The sequence below is a fragment of the Pseudomonas sp. B6(2017) genome, assembly GCF_002112765.1.
Lineage (GTDB): Bacteria > Pseudomonadota > Gammaproteobacteria > Pseudomonadales > Pseudomonadaceae > Aquipseudomonas > Aquipseudomonas piscis.
On record NZ_NEIQ01000013.1, the window covers coordinates 60,031 to 80,352 of the forward strand.

At 65.4% G+C, this 20,322-nt stretch carries 14 protein-coding genes; 9 read left to right on the top strand and 5 right to left on the bottom strand.

All coding sequences use genetic code 11. The features are described from left to right. Positions 1-41: 41 nt before the first annotated feature. Positions 42-1,760: a hydrogenase maturation protein gene (locus tag CAG11_RS21880; protein WP_085597909.1), complete on the bottom strand. Its 1,719-nt coding sequence runs from the start codon at positions 1,758-1,760 to the stop codon at positions 42-44. Between the two features lie 301 nt (positions 1,761-2,061). On the opposite strand from CAG11_RS21880, the gene CAG11_RS21885 reads away from it, so the two are divergent. The 8 genes from CAG11_RS21885 (at position 2,062) to CAG11_RS21920 (ending at position 15,421) form a co-directional block, all read left to right on the top strand. After that, positions 2,062-2,574: a sigma-70 family RNA polymerase sigma factor gene (locus tag CAG11_RS21885; RefSeq protein WP_022639416.1), complete on the top strand. Its 513-nt coding sequence runs from the start codon at positions 2,062-2,064 to the stop codon at positions 2,572-2,574. Beyond that, positions 2,571-3,536 carry a FecR domain-containing protein gene (locus CAG11_RS21890; RefSeq protein WP_085597910.1) on the top strand — a complete coding sequence of 322 codons (966 nt, stop codon included), beginning with the start codon at positions 2,571-2,573 and terminating at the stop codon, positions 3,534-3,536. Before CAG11_RS21885 ends, CAG11_RS21890 begins: the two co-directional genes overlap by 4 nt. A 93-nt stretch (positions 3,537-3,629) precedes the next feature. Next, complete coding sequence (locus CAG11_RS21895; RefSeq protein ID WP_085597911.1) at positions 3,630-6,566, top strand: TonB-dependent receptor; 2,937 nt, start codon at positions 3,630-3,632, stop codon at positions 6,564-6,566. A gap of 214 nt (positions 6,567-6,780) precedes the next feature. Next, the gene (locus CAG11_RS21900) at positions 6,781-9,687 is read left to right on the top strand and encodes a TonB-dependent receptor (RefSeq protein ID WP_256578659.1); all 2,907 of its coding nucleotides are present in this window, start codon (positions 6,781-6,783) and stop codon (positions 9,685-9,687) included. Positions 9,688-9,884: 197 nt separating this feature from the next. Then, the gene (locus CAG11_RS21905) at positions 9,885-11,738 is read left to right on the top strand and encodes an extracellular solute-binding protein (RefSeq protein WP_085597912.1); all 1,854 of its coding nucleotides are present in this window, start codon (positions 9,885-9,887) and stop codon (positions 11,736-11,738) included. Then, complete coding sequence (locus CAG11_RS21910; protein WP_053131177.1) at positions 11,725-12,789, top strand: microcin C ABC transporter permease YejB; 1,065 nt, start codon at positions 11,725-11,727, stop codon at positions 12,787-12,789. Before CAG11_RS21905 ends, CAG11_RS21910 begins: the two co-directional genes overlap by 14 nt. Beyond that, positions 12,786-13,808: an ABC transporter permease gene (locus CAG11_RS21915; protein ID WP_085598040.1), complete on the top strand. Its 1,023-nt coding sequence runs from the start codon at positions 12,786-12,788 to the stop codon at positions 13,806-13,808. Before CAG11_RS21910 ends, CAG11_RS21915 begins: the two co-directional genes overlap by 4 nt. A gap of 17 nt (positions 13,809-13,825) precedes the next feature. Then, positions 13,826-15,421, top strand: a complete 1,596-nt coding sequence (locus CAG11_RS21920) for an ABC transporter ATP-binding protein (RefSeq protein WP_085597913.1) — start codon at positions 13,826-13,828, stop codon at positions 15,419-15,421. Between the two features lie 56 nt (positions 15,422-15,477). On the opposite strand, the gene CAG11_RS21925 is transcribed toward CAG11_RS21920, so the two are convergent. Both CAG11_RS21925 and CAG11_RS21930 read right to left on the bottom strand, forming a co-directional pair. Next, complete coding sequence (locus CAG11_RS21925; RefSeq protein WP_022639409.1) at positions 15,478-15,792, bottom strand: SCP2 sterol-binding domain-containing protein; 315 nt, start codon at positions 15,790-15,792, stop codon at positions 15,478-15,480. Positions 15,793-15,843: 51 nt separating this feature from the next. Next, positions 15,844-16,554: a histidine phosphatase family protein gene (locus tag CAG11_RS21930; RefSeq protein WP_022639408.1), complete on the bottom strand. Its 711-nt coding sequence runs from the start codon at positions 16,552-16,554 to the stop codon at positions 15,844-15,846. Positions 16,555-16,756: 202 nt separating this feature from the next. On the opposite strand from CAG11_RS21930, the gene sohB reads away from it, so the two are divergent. Beyond that, on the top strand, positions 16,757-17,782 hold the full coding sequence (sohB, locus tag CAG11_RS21935; RefSeq protein WP_022639407.1) for a protease SohB: 1,026 nt from the start codon (positions 16,757-16,759) through the stop codon (positions 17,780-17,782). A gap of 179 nt (positions 17,783-17,961) precedes the next feature. Here sohB and CAG11_RS21940 read toward each other — a convergent pair whose 3' ends face one another. Both CAG11_RS21940 and CAG11_RS21945 read right to left on the bottom strand, forming a co-directional pair. Then, positions 17,962-18,456, bottom strand: coding sequence for a DUF934 domain-containing protein (locus tag CAG11_RS21940; protein ID WP_022639406.1), 495 nt, complete (start codon positions 18,454-18,456; stop codon positions 17,962-17,964). Next, the gene (locus CAG11_RS21945) at positions 18,440-20,098 is read right to left on the bottom strand and encodes a nitrite/sulfite reductase (protein ID WP_053131174.1); all 1,659 of its coding nucleotides are present in this window, start codon (positions 20,096-20,098) and stop codon (positions 18,440-18,442) included. The genes CAG11_RS21940 and CAG11_RS21945 overlap by 17 nt, the downstream gene beginning before the upstream one ends. Between the last annotated feature and the right edge of the window lie 224 nt (positions 20,099-20,322).

Here is a 20,322-nt window from a genome sequence, read left to right on the forward strand (position 1 = left end):
CGCCCGGCAAGCCGGGCGACGGTTCAGGAGGGGAACGCGGTTCAACCCACCAGGGCGATGTCCTGGGGCTTGGCCCAGCTTTCGATCAGGCGCTCGGGGGTGCAGCAGGTCTTGCGCTTGTACACGAAATTGCGGCATTTCTCGGCGAAGCCCTTGCGGTTCTGCACCATGTCCATGTGCATTTCTTCCAGCTCGGCATTGCGGCAGTGCTGCATCAACTGCGGGTCGGCGTCGAGCTTGCGCTGGCGCAGGTGCTGGTAGCGCGGGTCGCTGGGCACGGCGTTGGCCCGTTGCAGCAGCCACAGGCCGAACTCTTCGGGATCCCGTGGACCCACTTCCTGGACCATGCCCATCTGCAGGGCCTGGAGGGCGCTGATGGGCAGGCAGGCCTCGGTCAGCTGGCGGGCCAGGGGCTGGCCCACGGCGCGGGGCAGGCTGTAGGTCCAGTATTCGGAACCGAACAGGCCCATGCTCTTGTAATGCGGGTTGTACACGGTATCGGCCCGGGCCAGGACCACATCGGCGGCCAGGGCCAGCATCAGCCCGCCGGCGCCGGCATTGCCGGTCAGGCCGCTGACCACCAGCTGGCGGGCGGTGAGCAGCTCGCGGCAGACATCGTCGATGGCCTGGATATTGGCCCAGGCCTCCAGGCCCGGTTCATCTGCCGCCTGGATCACGTTCAGGTGCACGCCATTGCAGAATGCGCCACGGCCGCCGCGCACCAGCAACACCTGGGTGTCGCGGGCCTTGGCCCATTGCAGGGCGCTGACCAGGCGCTGGCATTGCTCGGTGCTCATGGCGCCGTTGTAGAACTCGAAGGTCAGCTCGCCGACCTTGCCGGATTCGCGATAACGGATCGGCTGGTAGGCCTCGGCGCTGAACGGCGTGCTGACCACCGACCAGTCCAGTACCGGCACTGCGGCCAGGCGTTCGCCGAGCACATGGCGCGCCGGACGCTTGAAGGTCTCTTCGCCGGGCTGGGGCTTGAGCCGCAGGGAGCCGATCCACAGGCTGCTGTCGCCGCAGGCCACCAGTATCGCGTCGTCGTGTACCGCCAGCAGTTCTCCCGGGGTACCGGTGCGCGGGTCCAGGTGCGCGTCGTACACGTAGTACTGGCCGCCGGCGAGGCTGGCCAGGACTCCGGGCTGGCCATCGGCGGCATCGATGCTGCGCTTGATGAACCGGGCGCAGTCATGCCAGCTGAAGGTGCGGTCCGCCTGCTTCATGTTCGGTTGCAGGCGGCCGAGCACCGAGGGCTTGTCGTAGTCCAGTGGTTCGGGGGTGTAGCCGTTGCGGAACTTTTCCACCACATCGCGGATGCAGTGGATCGCCGCATCGCTGACCGGACCGTTGTACAGCTCGGACTTGCGCATCCCGGCCGGCAGGTTGAATTCGTGGGTGGCCCAGATCGGCCCGGCGTCCATTTCTTCCACCGCCTGCAGGGCAGTGACGCCCCAGCGCTTGAGTTCCTTGCTGATGGCCCAGTCCAGGGCGCTGGCACCCCGATCGCCGACGATGCCCGGGTGGATGATCACCACCGGCCGCTTGGGGTTGCTCCACAGCTGTTGTGGCACCCGGTCCTTGAGGAAGGGGCAGATCACCAGGTCGGCGCCGGCGTCCTCGACCTGCCGGCAGACTTCCTCTTCGCTGGTGAACAACACGACGCTGGGACGATGCCCGGCCTGGCGCAAGTCGAGCCAGGCGCGTTGAGTGAGGCCATTGAAAGCGGTGGACAGCAGGATGATCTTCAGTGATCGCATGACAAGACTCTTCCTTGAGTGATGGGGCTGGCGGCTCCCGATGAGCCGTCCGTGGCCGTGATGGAGGCGCAAGAGTAGGGGGGCACAGGCAATCACCTGCTGACCGAGATCAATCAAGCGGCACCCAGGGTGCAGAGGCCGCTGGATGGCTTATGTTTTTTAGTTAGTGAAAGAGAATTTTTAATTACTTCAAAACAGGATCGACGCTGTTGCACAGTCGCTGCCTCAATCCGGGACCGGGACTGGCCCGGCGCAATCATCGGTGTGCCAGGCGCTCGAGCGCCTGCCGAGGGAGCAAGGCATGGGTACGAATCCGAACCCTCATTACCCGCTGATCGGGCAGATGTTCAAAAAGGACTACCAATGGTTGTGCGCTTCCGTCGCCCGGGCCCTGGGCTGTCACCACAGCGCCCAGGACATCGCCTCGGAAACCTTCGTGCGGGTCCTGGCGTTGCCCGATCCGAGCGCCATTCGTGAACCACGGGCGTTGTTGACCACCATCGCCCGGCGCCTGGTCTACGAAGGCTGGCGCCGTCAGGACCTGGAGCGTGCCTACCTGGAAAGCCTGGCGCTGGCGCCTGCGCCGGTGCACCCGTCGCCCGAAGAACGGGCTTTGCTGATCGAGGCGCTGCTGGCGGTTGACCGTCTGCTCGATGGCCTGTCGGCCAAGGCCAAGGCGGCCTTCCTCTATCACCAACTGGACGGCCTGACCTATGCCCAGATCGGCGCCTTGCTGGAGGTGTCCACCAGCCGGGTGCAGCAGTACATGGCCGAGGCGTTCAAGCGTTGCTACCTGGCATTGGTGGAAACATGAGCCGCTCGCGGATCGACCCGGCGGTGGTGGACGAGGCCGCCCAGTGGATGGCCCTGTTGCAGTCGGGCCAGATGAGCGCGGTGCAAGCCGAGGCGTTCGCCGCCTGGCGCAGCGCCGACCCTGAGCATGAGCAGGTCATCGGCCTGATGGGCGGCGGGTTCGCGGCCCTGCAACACAATGCCCTGCGCCAGCTGAGCCGCGACAGCCTGCTGCACAGCCTCAATGCCCCCTCGAGTCGGCGGCGCTTCATCGGCAGCAGCCTGGGGCTGCTGGGCGCGGCGTTGGCAACGGGGCTGCTGGGGCGCCAGCTGGATTGGTGGCCGCCCGCCGGCGCGCTGTACACCGGCGTGGGCGAGCGTCGCAGCCTGACCCTCGACGACGGCAGTGCGCTGCTGCTCGATGCCCAGACCCGGGTGCTGGCGCATTTCGACCAGGTCCAGCGCCACCTGGAGCTGTGCAGTGGGGAATTGCAGGTGGACGTGGCCAGGGATCCGTCGCGACCGTTCGTGGTGCAGACCGAGCATGGCCGCATGCGTGCCCTGGGCACCCGTTTCCTGGTGCGTCGCGATGAAGCCTCGACCCAATTGGTAATGCTGCATTCCCAGGTGGAGGTGCTGACGGCCAATGGCACCCGGCAAGTGGCGACGGCGGGGCAGAGCCTGCGTTTCGACGGCCAGGGCTTGTTGGTCCTGGAGGCGGCCAAGGGCTATGAAAGCGCCTGGACCCGGGGCTTGCTGGAGGCGCGCGATCGGCCGCTGGGGGAAATCGTCGAGCAATTGCGCCGTTACCGACGCGGCATCCTGCGGGTCGATCCCGAGGTCGCAGGCTTGCGCTTGAGCGGCCTCTATCCGCTGGACGAAAGTGATCGCACCCTGCAACTGCTGGAGCGCTCGCTGCCGATCCGGGTGCGTTACCACAGCCCCTACTGGGTCAGCATCGAGCCGCGCCAAGGCGGGTTATAAGCTCATAGCCCCTTGGCCTAACCCACGGCCTATAAAAAACCGCCTGCCGCTGCTCATTCCCTGCAACTGCATTCAACAGGGAAGGGCTTCGGGATGTCTTCACAGAACTGTTTCAACCGTCCGCTCCGGCATCTATGCCGATTGTCGTTGGCCGTAGTCCTGGGCATCGCCAGCTGCCCGGCACCGCTTCTGGCCCAGGAACCGGCGGCCGCAGTCTTCTCCTTCGATATCACCAAGGGGCCGCTGGACCAGGTGCTGCTGGATATCTCGCGCCAGAGCGGGGTACCGATCTCCTTTCGCCAGGACCTGGTGCAAGGCAAGCAGGGGCCGGCCATTCGTGGCGCGCTGGAAACTCGCCAGGCGCTGGAGCGGGCGTTGCAAGGCAGCGGCCTGGAAGTGGAGGCCAGCGACCAGGGCCTGGTCTTGCGCCCGGCAGCGGCCAAGCCTGCCCCGGTCGCGGTCCGCGCCGATAGCTCCGCCAGTGCCAGCGAGCCACGGCTATCGAAGGTCACGGTCACCGGCTCGCGCATCGCCCGGGCGCAGACCGACGGTGCGACTCCGGTCACCGTGATCACCCAGCAGGAGATGGAGGCCCGGGGTTATCGCAATGTCTACGACGCCCTGGCGACCCAGACCCAGAACACTGGCATGACCCAGGGCGAGGACTACGGCAACACCTGGCAGCCAGCCGCCAGTGCCCTCAACCTGCGCGGCCTGGGTCCCAACCATACGCTGGTGCTGATCAACGGCCGGCGAGTGGCGGACTATCCGACCGCCTATGGCGGCCAGGTCAACTTCACCAACCTGGCCAACATTCCTTCGGCGGTCATCGAGCGCATCGAGATCCTCAGCAGCGGGGCCTCGGCGGTCTACGGCTCGGATGCCATCGCCGGGGTGGTCAACATCATCCTCAAGAAGAAGATCGACGGCATCGACCTCAACCTGCGCGGTGGCACCAGCGAGCGTGGCGGTGGCGACAACCAGCGCTTGCAATTGAGCGGTGGCGGCAGCTGGGGCGACTTCGATGGCCTGTTCGGCCTGGAGCTGACCCGGCGCGAACCAATCTGGGCCGACGATCGCGGGTTCATGGACAGCAGCCCGGCGGTGGACGTCGGCTACCGGCGCAATCTCGATACCGGCCGCTACCTGGGCCCCGGGTGTGGCGCCTACCAGGGCACCTTCGGCAATCACCTGGGCGGTAGCGGCGGGCGCTGTACCACTGACCAGATGTACAACGACTACTGGACCTTGCAGACCCAGAAGGAAAACTACGACGGCTACACCCGCGGTACCTGGCACTTCAGCGACAGCGGCCAGTTGTACGCCGACCTGATGTACGGCCTGGACCATATCCAGAACAACACCCGCGGCCCGACCTTCACCTCGCCGGATTTCATCAACGCCAACACCGGCAACCTGGAGCGCTGGTTCCGGCGCTTCTCCGAAGAGGAGATCGGCGGGCGCACCAGCAACAACAGCAAATGGCGCGAGACCTCCTGGACCGGCACCCTGGGGCTGTCCGACCAACTCGGCGACAGTGGCTGGAGCTATGAGCTGGCGGCCAACCGCTCGGAATATCGCAGCGTGCGCAGCACCCGCTACCGGCCGTTGTCGACCATCCGCGATTTCTACCTGGGGCCGCAGTTGGGTACCCAGGATGGCCACCCGGTGTTCGCTCCGGACCCGGCGCGCCTGGACCGGCCGCTGACTCCCGACGAGTGGCGCCAGTTCCGTCGCAACCAGACCGAGACCAGCCGCTCGGTTTCGCAGACCTACAACGCCTCGATCAACGGTGATCTGTTCGACTTGCCGGCCGGGCCGGTGGGCTTCGCCGGGGTGTTGGAAATGGGCAAGCAGTCGTATCGCATCGAGCCCGACTCGGGGCTCAACGAGGGGTTGTTCTACGGTGCTGCACCGGCGCAGGAGTCCGGTGGCTCGCGCAAGCGCTACGCCTTGGGCGGCGAGTTCAGCGTGCCGGTCACCGATAGCGTGCTGGCGTCCCTGGCCGGACGCTGGGACCAGTACAAGTTCGCCGATCGCAGCGAGCAGCAGAAGACCTACAACCTGGGCCTGGAATGGCGCCCGCTGACCAGCCTGCTGGTACGCGGCAGCTATGGCACCAGCTTTCGTGCGCCGGACCTGAACTACATCTACCAGGCCGACAACAACGGCTACTACCCCGACCAGATCGACTACTACGGCTGCAGCAAGGGCGTGGAGGGCGCCTGCGATCGCGGGCGGGTGGACTACGTGCAGAGTGGCACCAGCGACCTCAAGTCCGAGCGCGGCAAGTCCTGGACCTATGGCCTGGTCTGGTCGCCGTCGCGCAACTTCGATATTTCCGCCGACTACTGGCGGGTGCAGATCGACGACTTGCTGACGAGCGTGGATCAGAACCGCCTGTTGCAGGAAGAGAACGCCTGCCGCAGCGGTGCCCAGGACATCAACTCGGCCAGTTGCCAGGCGGTGCTGGCGCGGGTCCAGCGCAATCCCGGCAATGCCGCGGTGGACCCCAACAAGCTGCAGCAGGTGCGGGTCAATGCCATCAACGCCGCCAGCGAGCGGGTCAGCGGCCTGGATCTCAAGAGCAACATTCGCTGGGGCGCTGGCGACTACGGGGCATTCAGCTCGACCCTGGGCTACACCCTGGTGCTTTCGCATTACTACAAGGAGTCCGACCAGGCCGCGAGCCTGGATTTGCGCTCCGACCGCAGCAACCATGACTGGCGCAGCAAGGCCAACGCCAGCCTGACCTGGGACTATGCGCACTACAGCGCGACCCTCATGGGGATCCGCTACGGCAGCGTCACCAATGGCAACGGCGATGGCCGGCTGTCGCCCTGGACGGTGTTCAACGCCAGCGCCCGCTACAAGATCAACGACCGCGCCAGCCTCGGCCTGACCGTCAATAACCTGCTCAACCAGTACAAGCACGATGATTCCGCTGGCTGGCCCTATTACCCCACCGGCAACTACGACGCCTACGGGCGCCAATGGTGGCTGGACCTGAGCTACCACTTCGGCAGTTGAATCCCGTGGGCCTGCGCAGCCTGCGGCGACTACACAAGTGGCGGTCGCTGCCGAGCTGGCGAGGCTGCGCCAAGGTCCGCAGGACCTTCAGCGATAGGAAGAGCGGTACATCCCGGCGGGTATAAGGTCAGCTCCCAACGGTCTAAACCGGGCCTATAAAAAACCGCTGGCCATTGCACATCCCTGCATAAACCTAACGCAGGGATGGTTATCCATGAGTCTGTCTGTACCCCGTAAATCCCCCTTGAGCCTGGCCTTGCTGCTGTCTCTGCAGGTCGTGCCGGCCTGGGCCGCCAGCGAGTCGTTCGACCTGCCCGCTGGTCCGCTGGACCAGACGCTGCTGAGCATCTCGCGCCAGAGCGGCCTGCCGATCTCTTTTTCCCAGGCGCTGGTGGCCGGGCATTCGGCCCCGGCGATCAAGGGCCAGCTGAGCCACAACCAGGCCCTGGCCCTGGCGTTGCAAGGCACTGGCCTGAAGGACGAGGAGGGCGCCCAGGGCGTGGTGATCAGCGCCGCAGCGACCCCGGCCGCCAGCGTGGCGCCGACCCCGGCGACCTTCGCCGAGCCCACCACCCAGTTGCAGCGGGTCGAAGTCACCGGTTCGGCGATCCGCCGGGTCGATGCCGAGACCGCGGTGCCGGTCACCATCCTGCGGGTCGAGAAGCTGCGCGAGCAGGGCGTGACCAGCACCGAGGAGTTGATCAACCGCATTTCCGCCAACCAGTCCTCGGTGGGCTCCGGGCGTTCGGTGGGCTCCAGCAGCGGCGGAGCGGCCTTCGCCGACCTGCGTGGCATCGGTCCGAACAAGACCCTGGTGCTGCTCAACGGCCGGCGCCTGAGCAACAACGCCACCAGCTCCAGCAACGGTTCCGGGGTGGACCTGAACACCATTCCCTTCGCCGCCATCGACCGGGTCGAGGTCCTGCGTGACGGTGCCTCGGCGCTGTACGGCACCGATGCCATCGGCGGAGTGATCAACTTCATCACCAAGACCAGCCTCACCACCGGCCAGGTCAGCACCAGCTACGACACCCCGACCCATTCGGGCGGTGGCCAGAGCAAGAACTTCAGCGGCAGCTGGGGGTTCGGCGACCTGGAGGAAGATCGCTTCAATGTCTTTGGCGTGGTCAGCCACGACAAGCAGGAACGCCTGGCGGCCAAGGACCGTGGCTACACCTACAACTACCAGCCCGGTCGCGGCCTGGACTACACCTCGGGCACGGCCTTCCCGGCCAACTGGAGCCAGGGCAGCAACGCCACCAACCCCCTGGCCGGTTCCGGCTGCAACGCCCCGGGGTTGCTGTCGCGCAATGGCATCTGCCGGCAGAGCCTGTGGAGTTACCTGGACCTGGTGCCGGAAACCGAGAAGACCTCGGCCTTCGCCAAGGCCACCGGCAAACTTGGCGATGAACATAACGTCAGCCTGGAGTATTTCTGGGCGCGCAACCAGAACCGCACCCAGATCGGCCCCGGCACCCTGATGGGCAACCAGGTCAACCCGGGTACCGCGTTCTACCCGGGCAATGGCATCACCCCGGGGCCCAGCGACTTTGTCCTCGACTCCTCGCAACCGGTATCGGTGAACTGGCGCGAAGCCCCGGTCGGCGCCCGCCGGCATGAAGACGACAACAGCAACCAGCGCTTGCTGCTGAGCTTCGACGGCAATGTGGCCGGCTGGGACTACAACCTGGGCGCGGCCTACAACCAGAACAAGGTGACCAACACCATCCGCAGCGGTTATGTGCTCGATCAGGCGGTGCGCCAGGGGATCGCCAACGGAGTGATCAACCCCTTCGGGCCCCAGACCAGCGCAGGTGAGGCCTTGCTGGCGGCCAACAGGGTGAGCGGCGACTACGGCACCGCTGTGGGCCGGGTCAAGTCCATCGACGGACGTGCCAGCCGCGAGATCGGCGACTGGTTCGGCGCGGGGCCGGCCGGCCTGGCCCTGGGGGGCGAGTACCGCAAGGAGGATTTCCATCAGGATTTCGCGGCCTTTGCCGGCGACTTGCAGAACCTGGGAGTCGATCCCAATGGCGCCGTGACGGGTGATCGCAGCGTGCAGGCCCAGTACGCCGAGCTCAACGTACCGGTGCTCGACAGCCTGGAGCTGTCGGCGGCGGTGCGCCATGACAAGTACAGCGATTTCGGCAGCACCACCAACCCCAAGTATTCGTTCCGCTTCCAGCCGTTTCGCGAGCTGGTGGTTCGCGGTGCCTATAGCGAAGGTTTCCGCGCCCCTTCGTTGTACGAGTTGTACAACCCGAGCTATACCACCTTCACCAACGCCAACTACAACGATCCGGTGCTGTGTGCCGGCGGCAATCCGAGCAATGGCGGGATCGCCAACCGCGACTGCGCCCAGCAGTTCAACCGCAGCTCTGGCGGTAACCGCAACCTCAAGCCCGAGACCGCGCGCAACGTGACCCTGGGTTTCGTCTACCAGCCGTTCGAGCGCCTGACCACCGGGCTGGATTTCTGGTGGATCGATATTGCCAACCAGATCGCCGAGTTCCCCGAGTCCTCGCCGTTCGAGAACCCCGGCCTGTATCCCGATCGCCTGGTGCGCAAGGCCGATGGCTCCATCGACCATGTGGTCACCGGCCTGTCCAACCTGGGCAAGCTGAAGACCGAAGGGGTGGACGTCAACTTCGACTACCGCCTGCCGGCCCTGGCCTGGGGCCAGTTCGGCGTGGCGTTGCAAGGCACCTACGTCAACCGCTACGAGTACCAGCAAGAGCTCAAGGGCGCCTTCATCGACAAGCTGGGGGATTTTCGCGGCGGTGATTTCTCCTCCGCCGGTGCGGTGGCGCGCTGGCGCCACAGCCTGACCGCGACCTGGAACCAGGGGCCGCTGGGCGCCAGCCTGACCAACCGCTACACCAGCGGCTATCACGACTCGGACCCCAGCACCCACCACAGCGTTGGCGCCTACAGCGTCTGGGACCTGGCGGGCACCTACACCTGGCGCAAGTCCCTGGCCGTCACCCTGGGGGTGAAGAACCTGCTGGACCGCGAGCCGCCGTTCAGCAACCAGACCTACACCTTCCAGAGCGGCTACGACCCGCGTTACTCGGACCCCTTCGGGCGGACCTTGTACACCCGGCTCAGCTACAGCTTCTGAAACGAGCCGATAACGGCAGTCCGAAGGCTTTTTAGTAACCAATGGATCTAGACCCCGCTCTATAAAAATGCCGGCCTGGTTGCACAACACAGGCAGGAGCGGGGCGTTGCGATCATCGAGAACCGTGACCGGGAACCTGGCACGCGGGCCATCAAGGCCGGCGAGCCCCCGGGCACTGTCCAGAGGGGCTTGTTGCAATGCCGTTGCGAACCATCTTCTTGCTCTGGCTGTGGGTGCTGCTGAGCCCGGCAGTGTCGGCCGCCGTGCAACCGTCGTTGACGGTGTACGGCGAGGCACCGAAGTATCCGGCCGGCTTCAGTCACTTCGACTACGTCAATCCGCACGCGCCCAAGGGCGGCAGCTTGCGCCGTTCTTCCCTGGAGAGCGGGCCGTTCGACCACCTGGTGCCCTATATCGACAAGGGCACCGGGGTGGCCGAGGTCGACGGCTGGGTCTACGCGCCCCTGGCCTACCGCTCCCAGGACGAGCCCTACACGGTGTACGGCCTGGTGGCCCAGGGCCTGGAGCTGGCCCCGGACCGGCGCTGGCTGCGGTTGTACCTGAACCCGGCGGCGCGCTTCGCCGATGGCCGGCCGATCAGCGCCAGCGATGTGCGCTTCACCTTCGAACTGTTGATGACCCAGGGCAGCCTCAAGTACCGCCAGCAGTTCGCCGATGTGGCCGAGGTCCTGGTGGAGTCGCCGAGCCAGGTGCGCTTTGTGTTCAAGAATGCCGAGAGCCGCACCTTGCCCCTGGACCTGGCGTCGTTGCCGGTGCTGCCGGAACACTGGTGGCGCGGACGCAATTTTGCCGATGGCGGTGGCTTCGAGCCGCCCCTGGGCAGTGGCCCGTACCGAGTGGCCAAGGTGGATGCCGGGCGCAGCGTGACCTTCGAGCGGGTCAAGGACTGGTGGGGCGAGCGCCTGCCGGTGGCGCGCGGGCGCTACAACTTCGATCGCCTGCGCCTGGAGTTCTTTTCCGATACCGATGTGGCGCGGCAGATCCTCAAGGCCGGCGGCTATGACTACAACCGCGAGTTCTCCGCCACTGCCTACACCATCGGTTATGCCGGTGCCGCCCTGGACGATGGCCGCCTGCAGCGCGAGCACCTGGCCCCTGGCGCGGCCCAGGGCACCCAGGGGTTCGTCTTCAACCTGCAGCGGCCGCTGTTCCAGGATCGCCGGGTACGCCAGGCCATCGCCTTGCTGTGGGACTTCGAGTGGAGCAACCGGCAGATGATGCGCGGCATGTACCTGCGCCAGCGCAGCTTCTTCTCCCACAGCGAACTGGCGGCGGTGGGCCTGCCCTCGGCAGAGGAGCTCAAGATCCTCGAACCCTGGCGCGCTCAGGTCCCGGATGAGGTCTTCAGCCAGGTGTTCGAGGCGCCCAGGACCGATGGCAGCGGGATCGTCCGTGGCCAGCAGTTGCAGGCGCTGCAACTGTTGCGCGAGGCCGGCTGGACCCCCAGCGGCGATCGTCTGGTGAATGCCGCCGGCGAGCCGCTGCAGTTCACCTTCCTCAATGGCCAGAAGGGCTTCGAGCGCCTGCTGTTGCCGTTCAAGCGCAACCTGGCGCAGATCGGCATCGGCTTCGACATTCGCCAGGTGGACAGCGCGCAGTACACCAACCGGGTGCGCAGCCGCGACTACGACATGATCGTCGTCGGCTACCCGGTGTCCCAGGCTCCGGGGCGCGAGCTGTTCAACTACTACGGCGCCGAGGGGGCCGAAGATCCGGGTTCGAACAACTACATGGTGCTCAAGAGCCCGGTGGTGGATGCCTTGCTCGAGGGCCTGGTCCGGGCCGACAGCCGCAGCAGCATGCTGGCCCATGCCCGGGCCCTGGACCGGGTGTTGCAGTGGGGCTACTACTGGATTCCCAACTATTACCCTCCGGGCATCTCCACGGTGTGGTGGAACCGCTTCGGTCGCCCGGCGGTCGCCCCGCTGTATGACGCCGGACTGGACAGCTGGTGGGAGATCAGCCCGACGGCGCTGACCCAGGGCCAGATGCACAAGCGCAGCGCGGAGGTGGTCCATGCTGGGTTATAGCCTGCGGCGCTTGCTGCTGATCGTGCCGACCTTGTTGTGCATCCTGCTGGTCAATTTCGTCATCGTCCAGGCCGCTCCCGGAGGACCGGTGGAGCAGGCCATCGCCCGTTTGCAGGGTATCGGCGCCAATGCCGCGGTGGGCGGCGGGCATGTGGAGAGCGTGGCCGGCGAGTCCCGGGCCAGCCGGGGCCTGGACCCCAAGCTGCTGGCGGACATCGAGCGCCAGTACGGCTTCGACAAGCCCGCCAGCGAGCGCTTGTGGCTGATGCTCGGGCAGTACGCCCGGCTGGACTTCGGCAAGAGCTTCTTCCGTGGCGCCACGGTCACCGACCTGATCCTGGACAAGTTGCCGGTGACCTTGTCCCTGGGCCTGTGGGCGACCCTGATCACCTACCTGGTGTCGATTCCCTTGGGGATTCGCAAGGCGGTGCACAACGGCTCGGGTTTCGATGTCTGGAGCAGCGCGGCGATCATCGTCGGCTACGCCATGCCGGGGTTCCTGTTCGCCCTGTTGCTGATCGTGGTGTTCGCCGGCGGCACCCTGCTGGACTGGTTCCCGGTACGCGGCCTGGTCTCGGACGACTTCGACCAACTGAGCACCCTGGGCAAGGTCGCCGACTATTTCTGGCACCTGGTGCTGCCGGTCAGCGCGCTGGTGGTCGGCGGCTTCGCCACCCTGACCCTGCTGACCAAGAACAGCTTCCTCAACGAGATCTCGCGCCTGTACGTGGTCACCGCGCGGGCCAAGGGCCTGACCGAGCGCCAGGTGTTGTACGGCCATGTGTTTCGCAACGCCATGCTGCTGGTGGTGGCGGGGCTGCCCCAGGCGCTGGTCACGGTGTTCTTCGGCGGTTCGCTGCTGATCGAGGTGATCTTCTCCCTCGATGGCCTGGGACGCATGAGCTACGAGGCGGCGGTATCCCGGGATTACCCGGTGGTGTTCGGCTCGTTGTTCATCTTCACCCTGTTCGGCTTGTTGATAAAACTGCTGGGCGACCTGGCCTACACCCTGGTCGACCCACGCATCGATTTCGCGGCGAGGAAGCTCTGATGCCCCTGTCTCCCCTTGGCCGGCGGCGCTGGCAACGTTTCAAGTCGCACCGGCGTGGCTGGTGGTCGTTGTGGCTGTTCCTCGGCCTGTTCGCCCTGAGCCTGGGCGGCGAGCTGATCGCCAATGACAAGCCGTTGCTGGTGGCGTGCCAGGGGCAGTGGTATTTCCCGGCCTTCAAGCGCTACACCGAACAGGACTTCGGCGGCCAGTTGCCGTTCCAGCCGGACTACCGCAGCGCTGCGGTTCGCCAGTTGATCGAGGGACAGGGCGGCTGGTTGTTGTTCGCGCCGATTCCCTTCGGCTACGACACCATCAACTACGAGCTGACGCAGCCGGCCCCCAGCCCGCCCAGTGGCGACAACTGGCTGGGCACCGACGACCAGGCCCGGGACGTGCTGGCGCGGGTGATCTTCGGGGTGCGGGTGTCGTTGTTGTTCGCCTTGTCGCTGACGGCCATCAGTGCGCTGGTCGGCATCGTTGCCGGCGCCCTGCAGGGCTACTACGGCGGCTGGGTCGATCTCTGGGGGCAACGCTTGCTGGAGGTCTGGTCGGGGCTGCCGGTGCTGTACCTGCTGATCATCCTGTCCGGTTTCGTCGAGCCGAACTTCTGGTGGCTGCTGGGGATCATGGCGCTGTTCTCCTGGCTGGCCCTGGTGGATGTGGTGCGTACCGAGTTCCTGCGTAGCCGCAGCCTGGAGTACGTCAAGGCGGCCCGGGCGCTGGGGGTGGATGACCTGCAGGTGATGGGCCGGCACATCCTGCCCAATGCCATGAACGCCACCCTGAGCTACCTGCCGTTCATTCTTACCGGGGCCATCGCCACCTTGTCGGCCCTGGACTTCCTCGGCTTCGGCATGCCGGCTGGCAGCGCGTCGCTGGGCGAGTTGGTGGCCCAGGGCAAGAGCAACCTGCAAGCGCCCTGGCTGGGGCTGACGGCGTTCTTCGTCCTGGCACTGATCCTGTCGTTGCTGGTGTTCATCGGCGAAGGCTGCCGCGATGCCTTCGATCCCAAGAGTTGAAACTGCGAGTACCCAAGATGACCCAAGCCCTGATTGAACTGCGTGGCCTGAAGGTGGCCTTCGGTGCCACCGAGGTGGTGCATGGCCTGGACCTTCAGATCCGCCCTGGTGAGTGCCTGGCGCTGGTGGGCGAGTCCGGCTCCGGCAAGTCGGTGACCGCCCACAGCATCCTGCAATTGCTCGACCCGCGTGCGGCGCGGATCGCGGGCAGCATCCGCTATCGCGGGGAGGAACTGCTGGGGGTAGCGCCGGCCCGCTTGCGCCAACTGCGCGGCAACCGCATCGCGATGATCTTCCAGGAGCCCATGAGCTCGCTCAATCCGCTGCACAGCGTCGAGCGGCAGTTGGGCGAGACCCTGCGCCTGCACAAGGGCCTGGCCGGCGCCCAGGCCCGGGAGCGGATTCTCGAACTGCTGGAGCTGGTGGGTATCCAGAACCCCCGGGAACGGCTCAGGGCCTATCCGCACCAGTTGTCTGGCGGCCAGCGCCAGCGGGTGATGATCGCCATGGCCCTGGCCTGCGAACCGGAGTTGCTGATCGCCGACGAGCCCACCACCGCTCTGGACGTGACCGTGCAGCGCAAGATCGTGCTGTTGCTCCAGGCGTTGCAACAGCGTCTGGGCATGGCGCTGCTGATCATCAGTCATGACCTGAACCTGGTGCGCCATATCGCCCAGCGAGTGGCGGTGATGCGTGGCGGCTGCATTGTCGAGCAGGCTGATTGCCAGCAGCTGTTCCAGGCACCGCGACATCCCTACAGCCTGGAATTGCTCAATGCCGAGCCCGGCGGCCAGGCGCTGCCCCGGGGCAGCAGTGAAACCCTGCTGGCGGTGGAGCAGTTGAAGGTCTGGTTCGGCCAGGGCGGCGGCTGGTGGCGGCCACGGCGTTACCTGAAGGCGGTGGATGGCATCGACCTGCAACTGCAACGGGGCAAGACCCTGGGCATCGTCGGTGAGTCCGGCTCGGGCAAGTCGACCCTGGGTCAGGCGATCCTGCGGCTGATCGCTGCACAAGGGCGCATCCGTTTCAATGGCCAGGCCCTGGAGACGCTCCACGGGGCGCGGTTGCGGCCGCTGCGCCGGCAGTTGCAGGTGGTGTTCCAGGACCCCTTCGGCAGCCTCAGCCCGCGCCTGAGCGTGCAGCAGATCATCGCCGAGGGCTTGCGGGTACACACCGACCTGGATTCTGGGCAACAGGAGCGGGCGGTGATCGAGGTGCTGGAGCAAGTGGGCCTGGACCCGGCCGCTCGGCACCGTTATCCCCACGAGTTCTCCGGTGGCCAGCGCCAGCGCATCGCCATCGCCCGGGCCCTGGTGCTCAAGCCTGAGCTGATCCTGCTGGATGAGCCGACCTCGGCCCTGGATCGCACGGTGCAGAAGCAGGTGGTGGCGCTGCTGCGGCGCTTGCAACAGGAGCATGGCCTGACCTACCTGTTCATCAGCCACGACCTGGCGGTGGTCCAGGCCCTGGCCCATGACCTGATCGTGATGAAGGACGGCCAGGTGGTGGAGCGCGGCCAGACCCAGCAGCTGTTCGCGGCGGCGCGACATCCCTATACCCGTGAGCTGTTGGCAGCGTCCGGGGTGGCGCCGTTGCCAGCTGGCGCGGGCTGAAAACGACGAATCCCGCCAGGGGGCGGGATTCGTGGATGGCCGGACCTTGCGGGGTCTTAGGCTGGGAACAGCTCGCTCAGTTTCATGGCCAGCATCATGTCGCCTTCGGCGCGCAGCTTGCCGCCCATGAAGGCCTGCATGCCGTCGGTTTCGCCGCTGACGATACCGTCCAGGGTTTCGCCATCCATCACCAGGGTGACTTGGGCGTCTGGGTTCTCGCCTTCCTTGAGTTCGCAGGTGCTGTCTTTCACCACCAGCGAGAAGTGCTTGGTGTCATCGATGCGGAAACCGAAGACCAGGTCCAGGCCGGCAGCGGCAGCTGGGTTGAACTTGGCTTGCATGGCTTGTACGGCGTCAGCTACGGAGGTCATGGTTCGATCCTTTTATGGGTGGTTACAGCAAGGGTTCACGGTAAGCCGGGCTCAGCGGAAAGTGATGAGCTCCGGTGCCTTCAACAGTTGCAGGTGCGTATGACCGTTGAAGGAGGCCAAGGACACTTCGCGACCGCGGAACTTCAGCTGGTTGAGCGAAGTGTTGACGATTTGCCAGTTCAGTTCGAAGGCCTGCTGGGCAGGCATCCGGGTAATCAGGTGGAGCAGGGCGGTGATGGTGCCGCCGGAGGTGAACACGGCGATCTTCTGCCGGTTGTCCGCCGCTTCGAGGATGCGCTGCAAGCCACCCTGGACCCGTTCGACGAAGCCCAGCCAGCTTTCCAGGCCGGGCGGGTCGTAGGTGCCGGCCAGCCAGCGCTGGATGATCAGGGCGAAGATGCGTTGGAATTCGCCGCGATTTTGCGCGGCGTTGCGCAGGGTGTGCAGCGCTTCGGGTTCCTGGGGCAGCAGGTCGGGCAACAGGGCGCGGATGATGGCGTCGGCATTGAATTCGTTGAACGCCGGGTCGATCTCCAGGGCCGGCGTGGCCAGCCCAGCGACAGCCAGCTGTTCCAGGGTGGCCTGGGCGGTATGCTGCTGGCGTTGCAGGTCGCCGGACAGGCAGCGATCGAAGTTCACCCCGAGGGCCGCCAGGTGATCGCCGAGGACGGTGGCCTGGCGCACGCCGATGGGCGACAGCACGTCGTAGTCGTCTGCACCAAAAGAGGCCTGGCCATGTCGAATCAGATAGATGCTGCCCACGTCCGCGTCATCCCGGTACGTTGAAAGTTTTGCGAGGTTATGAGGATGCCGGTGAGCTGTCAATGAAAAAACATACGCTTGTTTGAAATGATTGTTGGAGCGCGGCCCCACAAGGTTTCGCGACTGGTGGCCGACCGGTCGCGTCGGTATGCTTGGGCCCATTGCGCCGCCGGTGGGTGGCGATCATGCGTAAGGAGTTTCCGTGGAGTTTTTCATCGAGTACGCCAGTTTCCTGGCCAAGACCGTGACCCTGGTGGTCGCCATCCTGGTGGTGCTGATCACCGCTGCCGCGCTGCGCAGCAAGGGTCGGCGCAAGGGGGCCGGGCAGTTGCAGGTCAGCAAGCTGAACGATTTCTACAAGGACCTGCGCGAGCGCCTGGAGCAGAGCCTGCTGGACAAGGAGCAGCTCAAGGCCTTGCGCAAGGCCAAGGGCAAGGCCGAGAAGAAGCAGAAGAAACAGCCCGCCGAGGATAAGCCGCGGGTGTTCGTGCTGGATTTCAACGGCGATATCAAGGCGTCGGCCACCGAGGGCCTGCGCCACGAGATCACCGCGGTACTGAGCCTGGCCACGCCCAAGGATGAAGTGGTGCTGCGCCTGGAAAGCGGCGGCGGCATGGTCCACAGCTATGGCCTGGCGTCCTCGCAGCTGGCGCGTATTCGCCAGGCCGGGGTACCGCTGACGGTGTGCATCGACAAGGTCGCGGCCAGCGGCGGCTACATGATGGCCTGCATCGGTGAGAAGATCATCAGCGCCCCCTTCGCCATCCTCGGCTCCATCGGCGTGGTGGCGCAGTTGCCCAACGTCAATCGCCTGCTGAAGAAGCACGACATCGACTTCGAGGTACTCACCGCCGGCGAGTACAAGCGCACCCTGACGGTGTTCGGCGAGAACACCGAGAAGGGCCGGGAGAAGTTTCAGGAGGACCTGGACGTCACCCATCAATTGTTCAAGAACTTCGTGGCCCGCTATCGCCCGCAACTGGCCATCGACGAAGTGGCCACCGGCGAGGTCTGGCTGGGTGTGGCCGCCCAGGAAAAACAACTGGTGGACGAGTTGCAGACCAGCGACGAGTACCTGGCCGAGAAAGCCAAGGCGGCCGAGGTCTTCCACCTGCACTACGCCGAGCGCAAGAGCCTGCAGGAGCGGGTAGGGCTGGCGGCTAGCGGTTCGGTCGACCGCGTGTTGCTGACCTGGTGGAGCCGCCTGACCCAGCAGCGTTTCTGGTAATGCTGCGCGCGAGCTTGCCGTTGGTGCTCTTCTGGTGAGCGATCGCGGGCAAGCCTTGCTCCTGCAACAAGGCTCGAACCTTCCTGTAGGAGCTTGCTCGCGATGACGGTCTAGAAGACGACAGATACAAAAAAGCCCTGGAGCGGGAAACCGCTCCAGGGCTTTTTGTTGGCGCAGGCCTAGCGGCGGCGGAACAGCGGCAGTGGCTGGTCCGTGGAGGCCTGGTAGGTCACCGAGAAGTCCTTGAGGCTTTCCAGGGCTTCGTAGGGGTCCTTGTCGGCCCGCAGTGCGTAAGCGTCGAAACCACAGCGCCGCAGGTAGAACAGCTGGTCGCGCAGCACGTCGCCGATGGCTCGCAGTTCGCCCTTGTAGCCATAGCGGTCGCGCAGCAGGCGGGCGTTGGAGTAGTTGCGGCCGTCGGTGAACGCCGGGAAGTTCAGGGCGATTACCTGGAAGTTATGGACATCGTCGCCGATTTCTTCGGCTTCTTCGTCCGCGTCCAGCCAAATGCCCAGGCCGCCGTCGCGGGCCTTGAGGGCGTGGCCGTGGTCGCGCCACAGTGCCAGCGGCACGATCAGGTCGTCGCAGTTGGAGATGCCGTCGAGGGTCGCGTCCTTGGGCAGCAGGTGCCAGGTTTCGTCGACGACCTCGTTGTTCTTAATGATTCGCTGCATAGACGCGCTCCTTGAAGAGGTCGATGCCAATACGTTGATAGGTGTCGATGAAGCGCTCGTCCTCGGTACGCTGTTCCACGTACACGTCGATCAGCTTGGAGATCACGTCCGGCATGTCGTCCTGGGCGAAGGACGGGCCGAGGATCTTGCCCAGGCTGGCGTCGCGGCTGGCGCTGCCACCCAGGGAGACCTGGTAGAACTCCTCGCCTTTCTTATCGACACCGAGGATGCCGATGTGGCCCACGTGGTGGTGGCCGCAAGCGTTCATGCAACCGGAGATGTTGAGGTCCAGCTCGCCGATATCGAACAGGTAGTCCAGGTCGTCGAAACGGCGCTGGATGGATTCGGCGATCGGGATCGACTTGGCGTTGGCCAGGGAGCAGAAATCACCGCCAGGGCAGCAGATGATGTCGGTCAGCAGGCCGATGTTCGGGGTGGCGAAGCCGTTTTCCCGCAGTTCGCCCCAGAGGGTGAACAGCTGGCTCTGCTCGACGTCGGCGAGGATCACGTTCTGCTCGTGGGAAGTGCGCAGCAAGCCGAAGCTGTAGCGGTCGGCCAGGTCGGCGATGGCATCGAACTGCTTGTCGGTGACATCTCCAGGGGCCACGCCGGTGGGCTTGAGCGACAGGCTCACGGCGACATAACCCGGCTTCTTGTGGGCCAGGGTGTTGCGGGTGCGCCAGCGGGCGAAACCGGGGTGCTCCTGGTCCAGGGCGGCCAGGGCGGCATCCTGGTTGTCCAGGGCCTTGTAGTCCGGATCGACGAAGTGCCGGGCCACGCGATGCACTTCGGCCTCGGTCAGGGTGGTCTGGCCGCCGCGCAGGTGGACCATCTCGGCCTCGACCTTCTCGGCGAACACTTCCGGGGTCAGGGCCTTGACCAGGATCTTGATCCGCGCCTTGTACTTGTTGTCGCGCCGGCCGTAGCGGTTGTAGACCCGCAGGATGGCGTCGAGGTAGCTCAGAAGGTCCTGCCAGGGCAGGAACTCGTTGATGAAGGCGCCGACCACCGGGGTCCGGCCCAGGCCGCCGCCCACCAGGACCCGGAAGCCCAGCTCGCCGGCGGCGTTGTAGTGCGGCTCCAGGCCGATGTCGTGCACCTCGATGGCCGCGCGGTCCGCGGTCGAGCCATTGATGGCGATCTTGAACTTGCGCGGCAGGTAGGCGAATTCGGGGTGGAAGGTGGTCCACTGGCGGACGATCTCGCACCATGGGCGCGGGTCTACCAGTTCATCTGCAGCGACGCCGGCGAACTGGTCGGTGGTGACGTTGCGCAGGCAGTTGCCGCTGGTCTGGATGGCATGCATCTGCACGGTGGCCAGCTCGGCCAGGATCTCCGGCACGTCTTCCAGCGCCGGCCAGTTGAACTGCACGTTCTGCCGGGTACTGATGTGCGCGTAGCCCTTGTCGTAGTCGCGGGCGATCTTGGCCATCATTCGCGCCTGGCGCGAGTTCAGCTGGCCATAAGGCACGGCGACCCGCAGCATCGGGGCGAAGCGTTGGATATAAAGCCCGTTCTGCAGGCGCAGGGGGCGGAATTCTTCTTCGCTCAGCTCGCCTGCCAGATAGCGTCGGGTCTGATCACGGAACTGCTTGACGCGGTCCTCGATGATCCGCTGATCGTACTCGTCGTATACGTACATATAGGTCCAGTTCTCAGGCTACAGGTGGCTTGCAGGCGCACTCGGCAAATACTGCGGTGAACAGGTGCTCAGGACGCTTTGACTGGAGTCGATCGCGGTCTGTCACCGCATCCACCTCGTCTTGCCTTCGTTGACGCTCAACACCACCTACGTAAGCAAATCTGCGCGCACGGCCGCGCACTCCGATCGGAGCCGCCGAACGATACCAGTTTGCGGTTATGCGC